We start from the raw sequence: 15,465 nt of genomic DNA, 5'->3' as shown, positions 1-15,465 counted from the left end.
TGCGGAAGAGGCTTATAATTCTTATACTCTGTCGCTTCCGAAGAAATTGCGGAATGCTTGTAAATTCGTATCTCTGTTTAAGGCTGCAATAGAAGTTGTCAGCGGGATGCCTTTCGGACAGGATTGAACACAGTTTTGTGAGTTCCCGCAGTCTGCAAGACCCCCGTCTTCCATGAGCGCTTCCAAACGGTCGGATTTATTCATCGCCCCTGTCGGATGAGCGTTAAATAGGCGAACCTGAGACATAGGAGCCGGCCCCATGAAATCTGATTTGCTGTTTACATTCGGGCAAGCTTCAAGACAGACGCCGCATGTCATGCATTTAGATAATTCATATGCCCATTGGCGGCGTTTTTCCGGCATTCTCGGACCGGGTCCTAAATCGTATGTTCCGTCAATCGGAACCCACGCTTTTACTTTTTTCAATGAATCGAACATTCTGCTGCGGTCAACTTGCAAATCGCGCACAACCGGGAATGTTTTCATCGGCTTTAAGCGGATCGGCTGTTCAAGCTGGTCAACAAGCGCCGTACAGGACTGGCGCGGCTTCCCGTTAATGACCATTGAGCACGCGCCGCATACTTCCTCAAGACAGTTCATGTCCCATGTGACAGGAGTTGTTTTTTCCCCTTTCACGTTGACCGGATTTCTGCGGATTTCCATTAAAGCTGAAATCACATTCAGATTCGGACGATAACCGATTTCAAATTCTTCATCATAAGGCGTGCTGTCGGCTGTATCTTGACGGGTGATAATAAACCGTATTGTCTTTTTTTCACTCATGATTATTTCGCCACCTTTTTCTTCGAGTAATCCCGTTTACGAGGTGTGATCAGTGAAACATCGACATCCTGATAATCAAATTCCGGCGCCTCAAACTGCCCAACGTGCTTAGCCATTGTTGTTTTGAGCCACTCATCGTCGTTACGCTCAGGATAATCCGGTTTATAATGCGCACCCCGGCTTTCGTTACGGTTATAAGCGCCGAGTGTAATGACCCTGGCCAGCTGCAGCATATTCGAGAGTTGGCGGGTAAACATCGCACCCTGGTTGCTCCATTTTGTGGTGTCATTGATATTGATTTTTTGGTATCGTTCCATTAATTCCTGAATCTTATCATCGGTTTTCAAGAGCTTGTCATTATGACGGACAACCGTTACGTTAGCGGTCATCCATTCACCGAGCTCCCTATGAAGCACATAAGCATTCTCGTCGCCGTCCATGCTCATAATATTGGCCCATTTTTCTTCTTCTTTTTTCGTATGGGCATCAAATAATGCTGAAGACATATCTTCGACTGAAGATTCCAAGCCGTTTACGTATTTAACCGCATTCGGACCTGCTACCATGCCTCCGTAAATGGCGGAAAGAAGAGAGTTCGCCCCTAAGCGGTTTCCTCCGTGCATAGAGTAATCACACTCACCTGCTGCAAAAAGGCCCGGGATATTTGTCATTTGATCGTAATCCACCCATAATCCGCCCATTGAGTAATGGACTGCAGGGAAGATTTTCATCGGGAGCTTGCGCGGGTCATCGCCCATAAATTTTTCATAGATTTCAATGATACCGCCAAGCTTGATATCAAGCTCTTTCGGATCTTTATGAGACAGGTCGAGATACACCATGTTTTCGCCGTTAATGCCGAGTTTTTGATTGACGCATACATCAAATATTTCGCGTGTCGCAATATCCCGGGGCACAAGATTTCCGTACGCCGGATATTTTTCTTCAAGGAAATACCACGGTTTCCCGTCTTTATACGTCCACACACGTCCGCCTTCACCGCGCGCTGATTCACTCATCAGTCTCAGCTTATCATCACCCGGTATCGCTGTCGGATGAATCTGGATAAATTCGCCGTTCGCGTAATATGCGCCCTGCTGATACACGATTGAAGCGGCAGAACCTGTGTTGATCATAGAGTTCGTTGACTTTCCGAATACAATGCCCGGTCCGCCCGTTGCCATGATGACAGCGTCTGAACGGAACGACTCAATTTGCATATTTGTCAGATTTTGCGCGACAATCCCGCGGCATGTTCTGTCATCATCTAAGACAGCGCCAAGGAATTCCCAGCCTTCGTATTTCGTAACAAGGCCTGCGACTTCATATCTGCGGACCTGCTCGTCCAGCGCATATAGCAGCTGCTGTCCAGTCGTCGCGCCCGCGTATGCAGTTCTGTGATGCTGAGTGCCTCCAAAACGGCGGAAATCAAGAAGTCCTTCAGGCGTACGGTTAAACATAACGCCCATCCGGTCCATTAAATGGATGATTGACGGCGCCGCGTCACACATCGCTTTTACCGGCGGCTGATTCGCGAGAAAGTCTCCGCCGTACACTGTGTCATCGAAATGCTCCCATGGAGAGTCGCCTTCCCCTTTTGTATTAACCGCTCCGTTTATTCCGCCCTGCGCACAAACTGAGTGTGAGCGTTTGACGGGAACTATAGAAAAAAGCTTAACTGCCGTTCCGGATTCCGCTGCTTTAATTGTCGCCATAAGGCCGGCCAGACCCCCGCCGACTACGATAATGCTTGATTGACTCATGATAGCCCCTCTCCCTCTAGTAATCTAATACTCTTATACAAATGCCAAAATCGCTTTTAATCCTACGTAAGACAATGCAACAAAAATGATCAGCGTTACGTACGTCGAAATTTTTTGAGAACGCGGTGTCACAGTAATACCCCAAGTAACCGCGAACGACCACAACCCGTTCGAAAAGTGGAAAATGGTAGATATCACACCTACAATGTAGAAGCCCAGCATAAAAGGAGAGCTTAAGATATTCGCCATCATATCGAAGTTGACTTCAGCGCCAAGCTGCGCCGCGATGCGCGTTTCCCATAAGTGCCAGCTGACGAAAATAAGAGTGATGATACCGGTTACACGCTGCATGACGAAAAGCCAGTTTCTCATATAGCTGTACTGGCCTGCATTGTTTTTTGCAGTAAATGCTATGTACACGCCGTAAACCGCATGATAAATTAAAGGTAAGAAGATAATAAAAATTTCCAAAGCATACCTGAACGGCAGGCTATCCATAAAATGAGCCGCATTGTTGAATGCTTCCGCTCCCCTTGCGGCAAACTGGTTGACAACTAAATGCTGAATTAAAAATATGCCGACCGGTATGACGCCGAGCAAGGAATGCAATCTTCGAAAATAAAACTCTCTGTTCCCAGACATTACTTTACCCCCTAGTTTGATAAGTGCGAAATGTGATAAATCTCTGTCCCCCGCTTCTTTCAATTGTAAGCACTTTATTAAGATTTATTGACAATTTCATTTTACTCCTCCCTCAAAAGGTCGTCAAGAAAACGCGTACATAAATTACAATTTTCCGAATTAAATAGTTGGTTTGAAAATTTTATTTTATTAATATATGTTTCTTCTTTATTTTTCACGAGAAATAAAGGATCATTCTGTCAACCTTACCCCTGTTTAAGCTATAATAAACGAAGGAGAGAGGGGAGACATGTTATGAAGAATAAATATGAAGAATCATTACAAAACCTAAAAGAAATTGAACTCAATGCCTACGCCTACGAACTGATCCGAGAGATTGTCCTCCCAGACATGCTTGGCCAAGATTATTCATCCATGATGTATTGGGCAGGAAAGCGTCTAGCCCGCAAGTTCCCTCTTGAATCATGGGAAGAGTTTCCGGCTTTCTTTGAAGAAGCCGGCTGGGGAACCCTCACAAATGTCAGCAGCAAGAGACAGGAGCTTGAGTTTGAGCTGGAGGGCCCGCTCGTTTCAAATCGCCTTACATATCAAAAAGAGCCGTGCTTTCAGCTTGAAGCAGGTTTTATCGCTGAACAAATTCAATTGATGAATGACCAGATCGCTGAATCATATGAACAAATCAAAAAGCGGGCAGACAAAGTGGTTCTGACTGTGAAATGGGATATGAAAGATCCTGTTTGATCAAAAAAGGGCGAAGACTTTACAGTCTTCGCCTCTTTGCTTGTCCTTTATACGACCGACGCCTGCTTTGATAGTTCAAACGCATCGTGTAACGCTTCTACCGCTTTCACCATGTCATTTTCGCTTATCACCGTTGAGACTTTAATTTCAGAAGTGCTGACCATTTTTACTTGAATATTCTTTTTCGCAAGGACCGCGAACATCTCAGCCGCTACTCCCGGGTTAGATACCATACCGGATCCGACGATTGACACTTTGGCCAATTTGCTTTCGGTTTCGATTTGGTCGAATTTCAACGCACCTTTATACTCATCAAGCACGGCCACAGTATTATCAGTATCTTCGGATTTGACGGAGAAGGAAATGCCGGTTTTATTGTCGCCTGCCGCTGTTTGAATAATGATATCCACGTTAATGTTCCGTTTCGCAAGTGCGGTGAAAATAGTTGAAAGTGTCGTCAGGCCGTTTGCCAGACCGGAGACTGTAACCCTTGTAATCTGATCCTCAAATGCGATGCCTCTGACAATTAAATTCTGTTCCATGGATGGTTCCTCCTCAATTAATGTTCCCGCTTCGGTTTCTGTACTTGAACGCACTTCTAAAGGCACTTGATAATTCTTCGCAAATTCAACGGCTCTCGGATGAAGCACGCCTGCTCCTAAGTTGGCAAGCTCCAGCATTTCATCGTATGAGATTCCCGACAGCTTTCTCGCCGATTTCACGTAACGCGGATCGGTTGTAAATACGCCGGGCACGTCCGTATAAATATCACACTTATCCGCTTTTAATGCGGCTGCCAAAGCGACAGCGGTTGTGTCTGAACCGCCCCGTCCCAGCGTTGTGATTTGGCCCTCTTCTGTCATGCCCTGAAATCCGGCGACAACGACGATCTTGCCTTCACTGAGCTGATCTTCAACGGCTGATGTGTTGATATCTGTAATTCTGGCGTTGCCATGGACATGTTCTGTGCGGATGCCAGCCTGCCAGCCTGTATAAGAAACCGCGTCATAGCCTTGTTCCTGAAGCGCCATGGAAAGGAGTGAGATTGTAACCTGCTCTCCTGTCGCAAGCAGCATATCCATTTCTCTTTTGCTCGGCTGAGCGGTAATCTGCTTTGCAAGGCTGACTAATGAATCTGTTGATTTACCCATAGCTGACACCACGACAACGACTTGATGACCTTGTTTTTTTTCAGCAATGGCTCGATTGGCCGCATTTTGAATTTTTTCGGCTGAGCCGACAGAAGTACCTCCGAATTTTTGTACGATGAGACCCATACATACCACCCTTTACATTTTGGTTCGTGCGGATGAGGAGAAAGAGCGCTTTGTTCACAATAAAAAAAGCAATGAGAGGAATTCGCTCTCATTGCTTATCAATTAATCATCACGATGATTATGAACAACGAGATAGCCCTCCAAGAAAATAATTTCTTGACAGCCTTACATTTGTTCAATGCACGGCCAGCAAATAAAACAGATGGGGTTTTATTTGCTTCGGCGACGCTCCCCTTTCAGCCTTTTTCACAGAAACCATCTTTCTCCAAAGGCTTACTCTTGAAGTTCGCACCTCTATCTTCACCATATTACACGATCTAACTTATGAAATTAGTTCACATTTTATCAGACTTCTTTAAAAATGACAACGTTATTTTTTCAATTTATCATAAAGCAGCTGCGCCGCCGCGGAAGGAACGCCCGCCTTTTGGATGTCTTCAAGGCTTGCTTCCTTCATTTTTTTGACTGAGCCAAAATGCTTTAATAGCGATTTTTTTCTTTTTTCGCCTATGCCCGGGATGTCGTCCAATACAGATTGAAAAGCGCTTTTCCCCCTGATTTGCCTGTGGAAACTGATCGCAAACCGGTGAACTTCGTCCTGAATCCGCTGAAGCAGGTAAAATTCCTGGCTGTTCCGTTCAAGGTAAATGGCCTCCAGCGGATCGCCTATTAATAAATTCGATGTTCTGTGTTTGTCATCCTTGGCCAAGCCGGCAATCGGCACATCCAAGCCAAGTTCATTTTCGAGCACGTCTTTCGCGGCGTTAATTTGGCCTTTTCCTCCATCAATGATAATCAAATCAGGCAGCGGCAGATTTTCGCGAAGCACTCTCGAATACCGCCTTCTGACGACTTCTCTCATTGAGCCGTAATCATCCGGACCTGTAACCGTTTTGATTTTGTATTTGCGGTATTCCTTTTTGTTCGGTTTTCCGTCAATAAACACTATCATGGCCGATACAGGATTTGTCCCTTGAATGTTTGAGTTATCGAATGCTTCGATCCGGTGAGGCGTATAAATATTTAACGCTTCTCCCAATCTCTGAACAGCCCCGATTGACCGCTCCTCATCACGTTCTATCAGAGAGAATTTTTCCTTCAGCGCGATTTTCGCATTTTTATGCGCGAGCATCAGCAGCTCTTTTTTCGCACCTTTTTTCGGCTGGTGTACGCTTGTTTCCAGCAGCTGCTCAATCATGGATTGGTCGACACTGTCAGGCACTAAAATTTCCTTCGGCAGGAAGTGATTGTTTTTGGAATAAAATTGGCCGATAAAGGTGAGGAATTCTTCATCCGCTTCCTGATACATCGGAAACATGCTGACATCACGTTCAATGAGCTTGCCTTGCCGGATGAAAAAGACCTGCACACACATCCAGCCTTTGTCATACGCATAGGCGAACACATCACGGTCAACAAGGTCGTTCATCGTCATTTTTTGTTTTTCCATCGTTGATTCAATATGGGCCATTTGGTCGCGGAGCTCCTTCGCCCGTTCAAACTCAAGATTTTCAGCCGCTTCGTGCATTTTTTCTTCCAGTTCTTTTTTGACTTGATTGTAGCCTCCCTTTAAAAAACGGGTGATCTCGTCAACCAGCTGTCTGTTCGTCTCCTCGGAAATATCTTTTACACACGGAGCGAGGCATTGGCCGAGGTGATAATACAGACAAACACGGTCCGGAAGCTTCGAACACTTTCTGAGCGGGTACAGGCGGTCGAGAAGCTTTTTCGTTTCCCTTGCCGCCTGCACGTTCGGGTAAGGGCCGAAATAACGCCCTTTGTCTTTCTTTACATTGCGGGTGACAATCAGTCTCGGATGGCGTTCATGAGTGATTTTAATAAACGGATAGGTTTTATCATCTTTGAGCATGATATTGTATTTCGGATCATGCTTTTTGATTAAATTCATTTCTAAAATCAGCGCTTCCAGATTGGAGGAGGTTACGATATATTCAAAATCCTCTATTTCCGTCACAAGCCGTTGGGTTTTCGCATCATGAGAACCGGTAAAGTAAGAGCGCACTCTGTTTTTGAGCACTTTCGCTTTCCCCACATAGATAATCGTTTGCTGGCGGTCCTTCATTAAATAACACCCGGGCTGATCTGGAAGGAGGGCGAGTTTCTCTTTTATATGTTTGTTCATGCGGTACCCTTCCTTATATTAGTCCTGATTTTTCATTTATATTAAGTGTAACACGAACATTTGTTTTTCACCATTTTCATCATTTGGATATAAAAAAAGCGATCCCGAGTTGGAATCGCCCTGCATCGCCGCAGCCGAATTACATATGTTTGTTTACAAGCTCTTGAAGCGCTTCTTTCGGTTTGAAACCGACAGATGTTTCAACAACCTCGCCGTCTTTTAATACTAGAAGCGTCGGGATACTCATAACTCCGTATTTGCCGGCTGTTTCTTGGTTTTCATCTACGTCGATTTTGACGATTTTCAGTTTGTCGCCCATTTCTTGATCAAGTTCTTCAAGAACAGGTGCAATCATTTTACAAGGTCCGCACCAAGGCGCCCAGAAATCTGCCAGTACGACACCTTCGTTTGTTTCAGCTGAGAACGATTGATCAGTTGCTTTTACGATAGCCATTATTTAATTCCTCCATTTGTGAAATGATGATTTTTAGTATAGCATCTCCCATTCGTTCTTGCTAATTAAATGCTTGAAAATTATGTTTCCCTGTTCAATATTGATTTACTCAGCTTTTTAAGCTGCAAGATCAGATGTATTTAACTTGTTTAAAAAACGAATCTAATAATAGCTCCAATTACTACGATGGCTCCGATAATCATTAAAATGGTGCGAAGCATAGGACAACATCCCTTCTATATAAGCATGATACTTTATTATGCCCCGTTCCATGATTTTCAAAACCTAAAAAACCCCTGAGCGCTGTGACAGGGGCTTTAGAGTGTATCGTTATGCGCCGAGGGTGATTAAAACGACTGACATCGGAGGAAGCTTCACTTTCAGCCGGCAGTCTTCGATCGTAAAGCGGTCAAATGCTTCCGGCTTGATGCTGTCCGGCTTGTCAAATGTGTTATGGGCGTTCATGTGCTTCGCATGGAGAATGACCCCCGAGCTTTCGTTTATCTTCTCAATCCCTCTGAGCTTTATCTCCGCATCAGCTTTGTTTTGATGATCAATATTGCAAATGGTGATATTGATGGCGCCCTTTTTGTTTTTCGAGGCTGATATATTGATTTGGGGCATTCTTTCCCCCTTCCATTCATACTCAGCAGCCGTGACGTCCGTCGCCAATAGAGACGCGTCCTGATGCACTTTAAACATCTCGAATACATGGTACGTCGGAGTCAGAAGCATATTTTCTCCATCAGTAAGAATCATGGCCTGAAGCACGTTTACGGCTTGTGCGATATTCGCCATTTGAACACGGCTGCAATGCTTGTGAAAAATATGAAAATGCGAAGCGGCAACCAGAGCGTCACGAATGGTATTTTGCTGGTACAAGAAACCGGGGTTGGTGCCAGGCTCAGGATCAAACCAAGTGCCCCATTCGTCGATGATCAGTCCGACACGCTCATCGGGATCATACCGGTCCATGATTGTGCTATGCTTTCGGATCAACTCGTCCATATAATCTGCCTTTTTCATCGTAATGAACCATTCATCTTCAGTGAATTCTGTCGCAGAGCCCTTTCCCTTCCAAAAGTCTCCCGGAATGGTGTAATAATGAAGGCTTAATCCGTCCATGAGATTGGCCGCCTTGCTCATGAGTACTTCTGTCCATTTAAAATCATCCACATTCGCGCCACCGGCAATTTTATAGATTTCATTTCCGCTGTAATTGCGGACATAGGTTTGAAAGCGGCGATATAAGTCAGCGTAGTATTCAGGATGCATATTGCCGCCGCAGCCCCAGCTTTCATTTCCCACGCCGAAATATGTCAGCTTCCACGGGTCCTCTCTTCCGTTTTGCTTTCTCCAGTCTGACATCGGTGTGCCGCCTTCAAACGTCATATATTCCACCCATTCTGACATTTCTTGAACGGTTCCGCTGCCGACATTTCCGCAAATATACGGTTCACACTCAAGCATGTCGCACAGCATCATAAATTCATGGGTGCCGAATTCATTTGACTCAATCGTTCCGCCCCAATGAGTGTTCAGCATGGATTTACGATCGCCGACTCCGTTAGCCCAATGATACTCATCCGCAAAGCATCCGCCCGGCCATCTGAGAACGGGGATTTGCAGCCGTTTTAAAGCTTCCAGCACATCTTTTCTTACGCCGTTGACATTAGGAATCTCTGAATCTTTTCCAACCCAAATTCCCTCGTATATCCCTCTTCCTAAATGTTCAGCAAACTGGCCATATATGTTTTTGTTAATGGTTCCTTTTTCAATATCCGTTTGAATAACCGCCGCATTTTTTTTCATCGCCTGACCATTCCTCTCATGTATAAAATGAAGAAGCACCCTAGTGATCTGTCAATCTGCTTTATGTTTACCACAGTTTTACTCGAAGTTTTTGTAAGCGATTTCACAAATCTATCCTATTATATATATTCGTACATGTCAATTAAAAGAGAGAAATTTATATTATTTGTACGTATGTATTTTCAAACACAAAAACCCCCAGACTCTACAGCCCGGGGGTTTTCTTCTTATGAATGAATATTGATATTTTTAAATTCTTCCGTTAATAACGGAACGACTTCAAACAAATCACCGACAATCCCGTAATCCGCAATTTTAAAAATTTCAGCTTCCGGGTCTTTATTAATCGCAACAATAACCTTGCTGTTCGACATTCCCGCCAAATGCTGGATGGCGCCAGAAATACCGCATGCAATATAGAGGTCTGGTGTAACGACTTTGCCAGTCTGCCCGATTTGCAGCGAATAGTCACAGTAATCAGCATCACATGCGCCCCGCGATGCGCCTACAGCGGCTCCTAAAACATCGGCAAGCTCTTGAAGGGGCTGAAAGCCTTCTTCGCTTTTGACTCCCCGGCCGCCGGCAACAATGATTTTAGCTTCTGATAAATCGACGCCTTCTGCGGTTTTTTTGACCACATCTTCAATGATCGTACGCAGATCGGCAATGGATACCTGAACGCTCTCTATGTCACCTGACCTGCTTTCGTCTTTTTCCAAAGCTTCAATATTATTCGGCCTGATGGTCGCGAACACAAAAGCGTCTGTAGAAATGACGCGTTCAAACGCTTTTCCTGAATAAATCGGCCTCGTAAACACCACATTCCCTCCGGTAACGCTTACATCGGTGGCATCAGAAATCAGACCGGTTTCGAAGCGAGCGGCGAGTTTCGGTGATAAGTCCTTCCCCATTGCCGTGTGCCCCAATATGACGGCATCTGGTTTTTCTTGTTCGATGATTGTACGCAACGCTTGACTGTAGCCGTCTGAAGTATAGTTTGCAAGCTGCGGGTCCTCTGCGGTCAGAACCTTATCCGCTCCGTAATGAATGAGCTGAGGCGCATGATTGGAGACGTTATCTCCGATGAGTACGCCGATGACTTCGCCATTATCAGAAACGGTTCTGCCTGCTGAAATGGCTTCAAAGGTCACATTCCGCAATTCACCGTCTCGAATTTCTCCCAATACGATCACTTTTTTTCCCATCCTAACATCCCCCTGTTTCATTGAATATACGGTTTGCTGGCATTCTAAATGACTTTGGCCTCACTGCGAAGCAATGATACAAGCTCTTTTGCCTGCTCAGCCGGTTCTCCTTCTAAAAGCTTGCCGGCTTCTTTTTTCGGCGGAAGAAAACGCTCGATCGTTTTAATTTTTGCAGAGACATCGTCCTCGTCTAAATCCAGATCGTCAAGTTCAAGCTCTTCAAGCGGTTTTTTCTTCGCTTTCATAATTCCCGGAAGCGACGGGTAGCGTGGTTCGTTTAAGCCTTGCTGCGCGGTGACAAGCAATGGAAGCGATGTTTTTATTTTTTCGACATCCCCTTCTACGTCCCTTTCCGCGTTTGCATCTTTACCGTTAATCTCAAGCTTCGTAATCGTTGTTACATAAGGAATATTCAGCAATTCAGCCAGCCGGGGCGCCACTTGCCCAGAGCCTCCGTCAATTGCTACGTTTCCGCCAAGAATCACATCGAATTCCTGATCTTTCATATAGTGATACAAAATCGTGGACACTGCATACTGGTCCGGTTCTTCCAGATCATCCTCAATATTGATCAAAACCGCTTGATCACATCCCATCGCAAGCGCTGTGCGAAGCTCTTTTTCAGCCTCTTCCCCGCCCACGGTGACAGCGGTGATACTTCCCCCGTGCTGTTCTTTTAGCTGCATCGCTTCTTCGATCGCGTATTCATCGTACGGATTAATGATAAATTCCGCTCCCTCATCCTGAATCTTCCCTGCTTCAATGGCGATTTTTTCCTCAGTGTCAAACGTCCGTTTCATCAGTACAAATAGATTCATGATCATATCCCCTTTGCCGCTGCTTTTTTATTCGCCTCTGAATTGAGGCTTTCTTTTCTCAAGAAACGCTTGGATTCCTTCTTTAGCGTCCTCTGATTCAAACGCTTCTCCAAACCTTTTTGCTTCAAGCTTCAGGCTGCCGTCATACGAGTACACCTTGTTTGAATATAGCAGCTCGATGATTGCTGCCATCGTTTGCGGGCTTTTTTCTGCAAACTTTCCGGCAAGAGCTTTTGCTTTTTCAAGCACTTCTGCTTCATCTTTGGCACCGATTGACACGAGGCCGAGATCAAGTGCCTCCCGTCCGGTAATCGGTTCTGCCGTACCCATCATTTCAAGCGCTTTTGCCGGTCCTACATACCGCGGCAGCCGCTGTGTACCCGCAAACCCCGGAATGATGCCGAGATTCAGTTCCGGAAGCCCGAGTTTGGCGTCTTCGGCCGCAATCCTGATATGGCAGGCCATCGCCAGTTCCAGTCCTCCTCCTAAAGCGGCCCCGTGAATGGCAGCAATAATCGGTTTGGTGAAACTTTCAATCCGCTCCATCAGCTGTTGGCCGCGATCCGCCAGAAGCGAGGAGTCTTCACTCGATCTGAGTGAAGTAAATTCTTTAATATCAGCGCCTGCCGAGAAAAACTTGCCCTCTCCGTGTATAATGATACTTCGCACATTCGCGTCGGTCTCAAATTGATCGAGGCAGGTTGACAGTTCATCTAAAATGCGGCTGGAAAGCGCGTTTGCCGGCGGGTTGTTAATTGTCACTACAGCAACAAATTGATCGACTGCTAATGATATGGTATTCATATGACAGACCTCCTTTTTATTCTTTATGAAATCCGAATACTAATAAGTCTAATACTCTGTCCGCCAGGGAGGTAAGATCGTATTTTTGATCGTTCATCACCCATGTCGTCACTGTTTCATCAATTGTTCCAAAGACCATCTGCCGGGCGAGGCGAATATCAAGATTTTCCTTAAATTCACCTGACTCGATTCCTTCTGTCAGAATCGATTCTAAAATATTTAGATAGCCTTTTAAAATATCATTAATTTTCTGCCGGAGCTCTAAATTGGACTGGCGGAGCTCAAGCTGAGTCACAATGGCGAGATGGCGGTCATCGGCGAGCAGTGAAAAGTGCTTCGTGATCACCAGTGCGAGCTTTTCTTTCGCAGTCTGTTTTTCTTTGATTTCCTCTTCCATACGCTCAATGAATTGTCCCATTTTTTCTTTAAAGAGTGAAATCAATATATCTTCTTTGTTTTTAAAATAAAGGTAGATGGTGCCGTCTGCGACTCCCGCTTGTTTTGCGATCTTGGAAACTTGTGATTGGTGGTAGCCGTTTTCCGCTATTACTTCTACTGCTGCGTCAATAATCTGCATATACTTGGGGCGTTTTTGTTTCAATGGTCATCGTTCCTTCCTATATAAATGAATGACTATTCATTCATACCCTTATGATAAAAAGGATTTCTTGCTTTGTCAAGTGATTCCTTTCTTTATGTACCGCCGCCTGACTGAAAACGGACGGCGCTGTCTGTTACGTGATGCGGTTATAATTCGCAGTGTCTTCGTCTGCAACCAGGTTTCTTCTTAAAATTTTACCGACTGCGGTTTTCGGAAGCTCCTCTCTGAATTCATACAATTTCGGCACTTTGTAGGGAGCGAGGCGGGCTCTGGCGAAAGCGTCCAGCTCAGAAACATCGGCTTTTGCCCCCTTCTTTAATACAACAAATGCTTTGACTGTCTCTCCCCTGTACGAATCGGGCACGCCCGCTACGACAATCTCTTGGATCGCTTCGTGTTCGTACAGCGCCTCTTCGACTTCGCGCGGATAAATATTGTAGCCGCCTGCAATAATGACATCCTTCTTCCGATCAGCGATATAGAAAAATCCCTCTTCATCCATATAGCCCATATCCCCGGTGAACAGCCATCCGTCTCTGAGGACCGCAGCCGTTTCTTCGGGATTATTCCAGTAGCCCTTCATAACTTGCGGGCCTTTTACAATGATTTCCCCATGTTCATACGGCCCGGCGAATGTGCCGGTTTCTTCTGAGTATATACCAGCATCTGTATTCGGCCAAGGACAGCCGATGCTGCCGGATTTATTTTTTCCCCATAAAAAATTGGAATGTGTGACAGGGGAAGCCTCGGACAGACCGTATCCTTCGACAAGCTTGCCGCCCGTTACTTTTTCGAATTGCTGCTTCACCTCGACAGGAAGTGCCGCCGACCCGCTGAGACAGCTTTTAATGGAAGACAGATCATAACGCTGCAGATCGGGATGATGCAAGAGCCCGATATAGATTGTCGGCGCCCCCGGAAACAGTGTCGGCTTTTGTTTGTCGATCGTTCTGAGTGTGGCCTGCGGATCGAACTTAGGCAGAAGAATCATTTCATAGCCCATTTTCATTGATAAATTGAGAACGGCGGTTAAACCGTATACGTGAAAAAACGGGACGACACCAAGCACTTTTTCGGTCCCTTTTCCCATTTTATACATCCAGGCCGCAGACATCTCGGTATTTGCCTGAATGTTCCGGTGAGTGAGCATGACGCCCTTGGGCGCGCCGGTCGTTCCCCCGGTATATTGAAGAACGGCGATATCATGCTCCGGATCAATCTCCGGTTCAAACACAAGCTCTGATTCCTCCGGCTTTAACACGGACGCAAACGTGTGAATGTTCTCATTTTCTTGATAATCAATATACACTTTTTGCTTTTGGGTGAGCGGATAGAGGATATTTTTCGGAAACGGCAAATAGTCCTTTATGCCGCTCACAATGATATGTTCCACGATTGATAACGTTTTCATTTTTATCGCCTTCGGAAAGAGCAAATCAAGTGTGATGATCATTTTTGCCCCGCTGTCTTTGAGCTGATATTCCAGCTCATGTTCCGTGTATAGCGGATTCGTTTGTACGACGATGCCCCCTGCGTATAAAACGCCGTAATAAGAAATGACCGATTGCGGGCAGTTCGGCAGCATAACAGCCACTCTGTCGCCTTTTTTCAGGCCGTTTTTTTGCAAGAAGGACGCCAGCTTCAAAGCGTCTTTGAACACGTCTTGATAGGTGAGTTTTTTTCCGAGAAAATAAATGGCGGTTTGTTCAGAGAATTGTGCGGCGGAGTTTGTCAGGATGGATTGCAGCGTTTGATTGGGAATATGAAGTTCATGCGGGATGTCATCAGGGTATTCAGAAAGCCATGGCTTTTCAGACTGCATAAAACCTCTCCTTTCTGTTTTGGGTGCGCCCTATTATTATATCAGATGACTGCTTAAAAAAGGAAAAAGAAAGGCAAAACCTCACCTTTCTTTTCTTACGCTATAATGAACAGATAAATAAGACCGATTAACAAAAAAAGTCCCGCTGCCGCGAGCAGCATTTTTGCAAGCTTTTCCATTCATTCCTCGCCCCTTATATACCGGCTGCCACAACAAATGAGAGCCCGACGGATATGACAAATGAGATAAAGCCGACAGCCCGGTTATCATTCTCGATTTCTTTATCAATTTTAAAACGCGGCGTCAGAAATTCAAAGATAAAATAGCTGACAAGCAGCATCATAAAACCGTACACACCCCAACCGATCATCTGCAAAAGAGAATTGTGCTGCGCAATGGAATGCTGAAACACATTCGCGATCCCCAAAATTTTTCCTCCGGTTGCCATTGCCACGGCGAGATTCCCTTTTTGGATTTCTTCCCAGTTTTTATAGGTTGTCACCAGCTCAAAGATACTCAAAAAGAGAACGAGGCACAGTACGGCCACACTGTAATAAGCGGCGATTTCAACAAGCTCGTTTTCCCAAAAATCACTCATGA

The 15,465-nt window shown here is 45.4% G+C and carries 14 protein-coding genes and 1 riboswitch; of the genes, 1 reads left to right on the top strand and 13 read right to left on the bottom strand.

Features of this window, described 5'->3' with window-relative positions; translation table 11 throughout:
* Positions 1-21: 21 nt before the first annotated feature.
* From sdhB to sdhC, 3 genes are read right to left on the bottom strand one after another with little or no spacing between them, the layout of a single operon-like run.
* The gene (gene sdhB, locus GXP75_RS11485) at positions 22-783 is read right to left on the bottom strand and encodes a succinate dehydrogenase iron-sulfur subunit (RefSeq protein WP_003325190.1); all 762 of its coding nucleotides are present in this window, start codon (positions 781-783) and stop codon (positions 22-24) included.
* A 2-nt stretch (positions 784-785) separates the two neighbouring features.
* The gene (gene sdhA / locus GXP75_RS11480) at positions 786-2,546 is read right to left on the bottom strand and encodes a succinate dehydrogenase flavoprotein subunit (protein ID WP_003325189.1); all 1,761 of its coding nucleotides are present in this window, start codon (positions 2,544-2,546) and stop codon (positions 786-788) included.
* Positions 2,547-2,579: 33 nt separating this feature from the next.
* Entirely contained in the window at positions 2,580-3,188 is a 609-nt protein-coding gene (gene sdhC / locus GXP75_RS11475) for a succinate dehydrogenase cytochrome B558 (protein WP_003325188.1), read from the bottom strand.
* Between the two features lie 294 nt (positions 3,189-3,482).
* Here sdhC and GXP75_RS11470 point away from each other — a divergent pair, with 294 nt between their 5' ends.
* Positions 3,483-3,929, top strand: a complete 447-nt coding sequence (locus tag GXP75_RS11470) for a YslB family protein (RefSeq protein WP_242556846.1) — start codon at positions 3,483-3,485, stop codon at positions 3,927-3,929.
* Between the two features lie 47 nt (positions 3,930-3,976).
* Here GXP75_RS11470 and GXP75_RS11465 read toward each other — a convergent pair whose 3' ends face one another.
* The 10 genes from GXP75_RS11465 to GXP75_RS11420 all read right to left on the bottom strand — a co-directional run bounded on the left by GXP75_RS11465 (position 3,977) and on the right by GXP75_RS11420 (position 15,463).
* Positions 3,977-5,206 carry an aspartate kinase gene (locus tag GXP75_RS11465; RefSeq protein ID WP_242556845.1) on the bottom strand — a complete coding sequence of 410 codons (1,230 nt, stop codon included), beginning with the start codon at positions 5,204-5,206 and terminating at the stop codon, positions 3,977-3,979.
* A 125-nt stretch (positions 5,207-5,331) separates the two neighbouring features.
* Positions 5,332-5,511, bottom strand: a riboswitch (Lysine riboswitch).
* Positions 5,512-5,576: 65 nt separating this feature from the next.
* On the bottom strand, positions 5,577-7,349 hold the full coding sequence (gene uvrC, locus GXP75_RS11460; RefSeq protein WP_242556844.1) for an excinuclease ABC subunit UvrC: 1,773 nt from the start codon (positions 7,347-7,349) through the stop codon (positions 5,577-5,579).
* A gap of 139 nt (positions 7,350-7,488) precedes the next feature.
* The gene (gene trxA, locus GXP75_RS11455) at positions 7,489-7,803 is read right to left on the bottom strand and encodes a thioredoxin (protein ID WP_003325184.1); all 315 of its coding nucleotides are present in this window, start codon (positions 7,801-7,803) and stop codon (positions 7,489-7,491) included.
* Between the two features lie 330 nt (positions 7,804-8,133).
* The gene (locus GXP75_RS11450; RefSeq protein ID WP_242556843.1) at positions 8,134-9,615 is read right to left on the bottom strand and encodes an alpha-N-arabinofuranosidase; all 1,482 of its coding nucleotides are present in this window, start codon (positions 9,613-9,615) and stop codon (positions 8,134-8,136) included.
* A gap of 227 nt (positions 9,616-9,842) precedes the next feature.
* Positions 9,843-10,820 (bottom strand): electron transfer flavoprotein subunit alpha/FixB family protein, encoded by a 978-nt coding sequence (locus tag GXP75_RS11445; protein WP_242556842.1) that lies wholly within the window; start codon positions 10,818-10,820, stop codon positions 9,843-9,845.
* A gap of 44 nt (positions 10,821-10,864) precedes the next feature.
* On the bottom strand, positions 10,865-11,638 hold the full coding sequence (locus GXP75_RS11440; protein ID WP_061572624.1) for an electron transfer flavoprotein subunit beta/FixA family protein: 774 nt from the start codon (positions 11,636-11,638) through the stop codon (positions 10,865-10,867).
* Positions 11,639-11,665: 27 nt separating this feature from the next.
* Entirely contained in the window at positions 11,666-12,442 is a 777-nt protein-coding gene (locus GXP75_RS11435) for an enoyl-CoA hydratase (protein WP_242556841.1), read from the bottom strand.
* A gap of 16 nt (positions 12,443-12,458) precedes the next feature.
* Complete coding sequence (locus GXP75_RS11430) at positions 12,459-13,043, bottom strand: fatty acid metabolism transcriptional regulator FadR (protein ID WP_010789417.1); 585 nt, start codon at positions 13,041-13,043, stop codon at positions 12,459-12,461.
* A 133-nt stretch (positions 13,044-13,176) separates the two neighbouring features.
* The gene (locus GXP75_RS11425) at positions 13,177-14,865 is read right to left on the bottom strand and encodes an AMP-binding protein (protein ID WP_242556840.1); all 1,689 of its coding nucleotides are present in this window, start codon (positions 14,863-14,865) and stop codon (positions 13,177-13,179) included.
* A gap of 193 nt (positions 14,866-15,058) precedes the next feature.
* The gene (locus tag GXP75_RS11420) at positions 15,059-15,463 is read right to left on the bottom strand and encodes a DUF350 domain-containing protein (RefSeq protein ID WP_061572620.1); all 405 of its coding nucleotides are present in this window, start codon (positions 15,461-15,463) and stop codon (positions 15,059-15,061) included.
* Positions 15,464-15,465 lie beyond the last annotated feature (2 nt).

Source organism: Bacillus sp. HU-1818 (assembly GCF_022695965.1).
In the GTDB taxonomy this organism is placed as follows: domain Bacteria; phylum Bacillota; class Bacilli; order Bacillales; family Bacillaceae; genus Bacillus; species Bacillus atrophaeus.
The sequence above is the reverse complement of the archived record's forward strand: the minus strand, read 5'-3'. Positions and strand labels throughout refer to the sequence as shown.

Excerpts from the sequence above, each read along its gene's own strand:
- uvrC (WP_242556844.1), bottom strand. The coding sequence starts at position 7,349 with ATGAACAAACATATAAAAGAGAAACTCGCCCTCCTTCCAGATCAGCCC.
- GXP75_RS11445 (WP_242556842.1), bottom strand. The coding sequence starts at position 10,820 with ATGGGAAAAAAAGTGATCGTATTGGGAGAAATTCGAGACGGTGAATTG.
- GXP75_RS11435 (WP_242556841.1), bottom strand. The coding sequence starts at position 12,442 with ATGAATACCATATCATTAGCAGTCGATCAATTTGTTGCTGTAGTGACA.
- sdhA (WP_003325189.1), bottom strand. The coding sequence starts at position 2,546 with ATGAGTCAATCAAGCATTATCGTAGTCGGCGGGGGTCTGGCCGGCCTT.
- GXP75_RS11465 (WP_242556845.1), bottom strand. The coding sequence starts at position 5,206 with ATGGGTCTCATCGTACAAAAATTCGGAGGTACTTCTGTCGGCTCAGCC.
- sdhC (WP_003325188.1), bottom strand. The coding sequence starts at position 3,188 with ATGTCTGGGAACAGAGAGTTTTATTTTCGAAGATTGCATTCCTTGCTC.
- GXP75_RS11440 (WP_061572624.1), bottom strand. The coding sequence starts at position 11,638 with ATGAATCTATTTGTACTGATGAAACGGACGTTTGACACTGAGGAAAAA.
- GXP75_RS11470 (WP_242556846.1), top strand. The coding sequence starts at position 3,483 with ATGAAGAATAAATATGAAGAATCATTACAAAACCTAAAAGAAATTGAA.
- GXP75_RS11420 (WP_061572620.1), bottom strand. The coding sequence starts at position 15,463 with ATGAGTGATTTTTGGGAAAACGAGCTTGTTGAAATCGCCGCTTATTAC.
- GXP75_RS11450 (WP_242556843.1), bottom strand. The coding sequence starts at position 9,615 with ATGAAAAAAAATGCGGCGGTTATTCAAACGGATATTGAAAAAGGAACC.
- sdhB (WP_003325190.1), bottom strand. The coding sequence starts at position 783 with ATGAGTGAAAAAAAGACAATACGGTTTATTATCACCCGTCAAGATACA.
- trxA (WP_003325184.1), bottom strand. The coding sequence starts at position 7,803 with ATGGCTATCGTAAAAGCAACTGATCAATCGTTCTCAGCTGAAACAAAC.
- GXP75_RS11425 (WP_242556840.1), bottom strand. The coding sequence starts at position 14,865 with ATGCAGTCTGAAAAGCCATGGCTTTCTGAATACCCTGATGACATCCCG.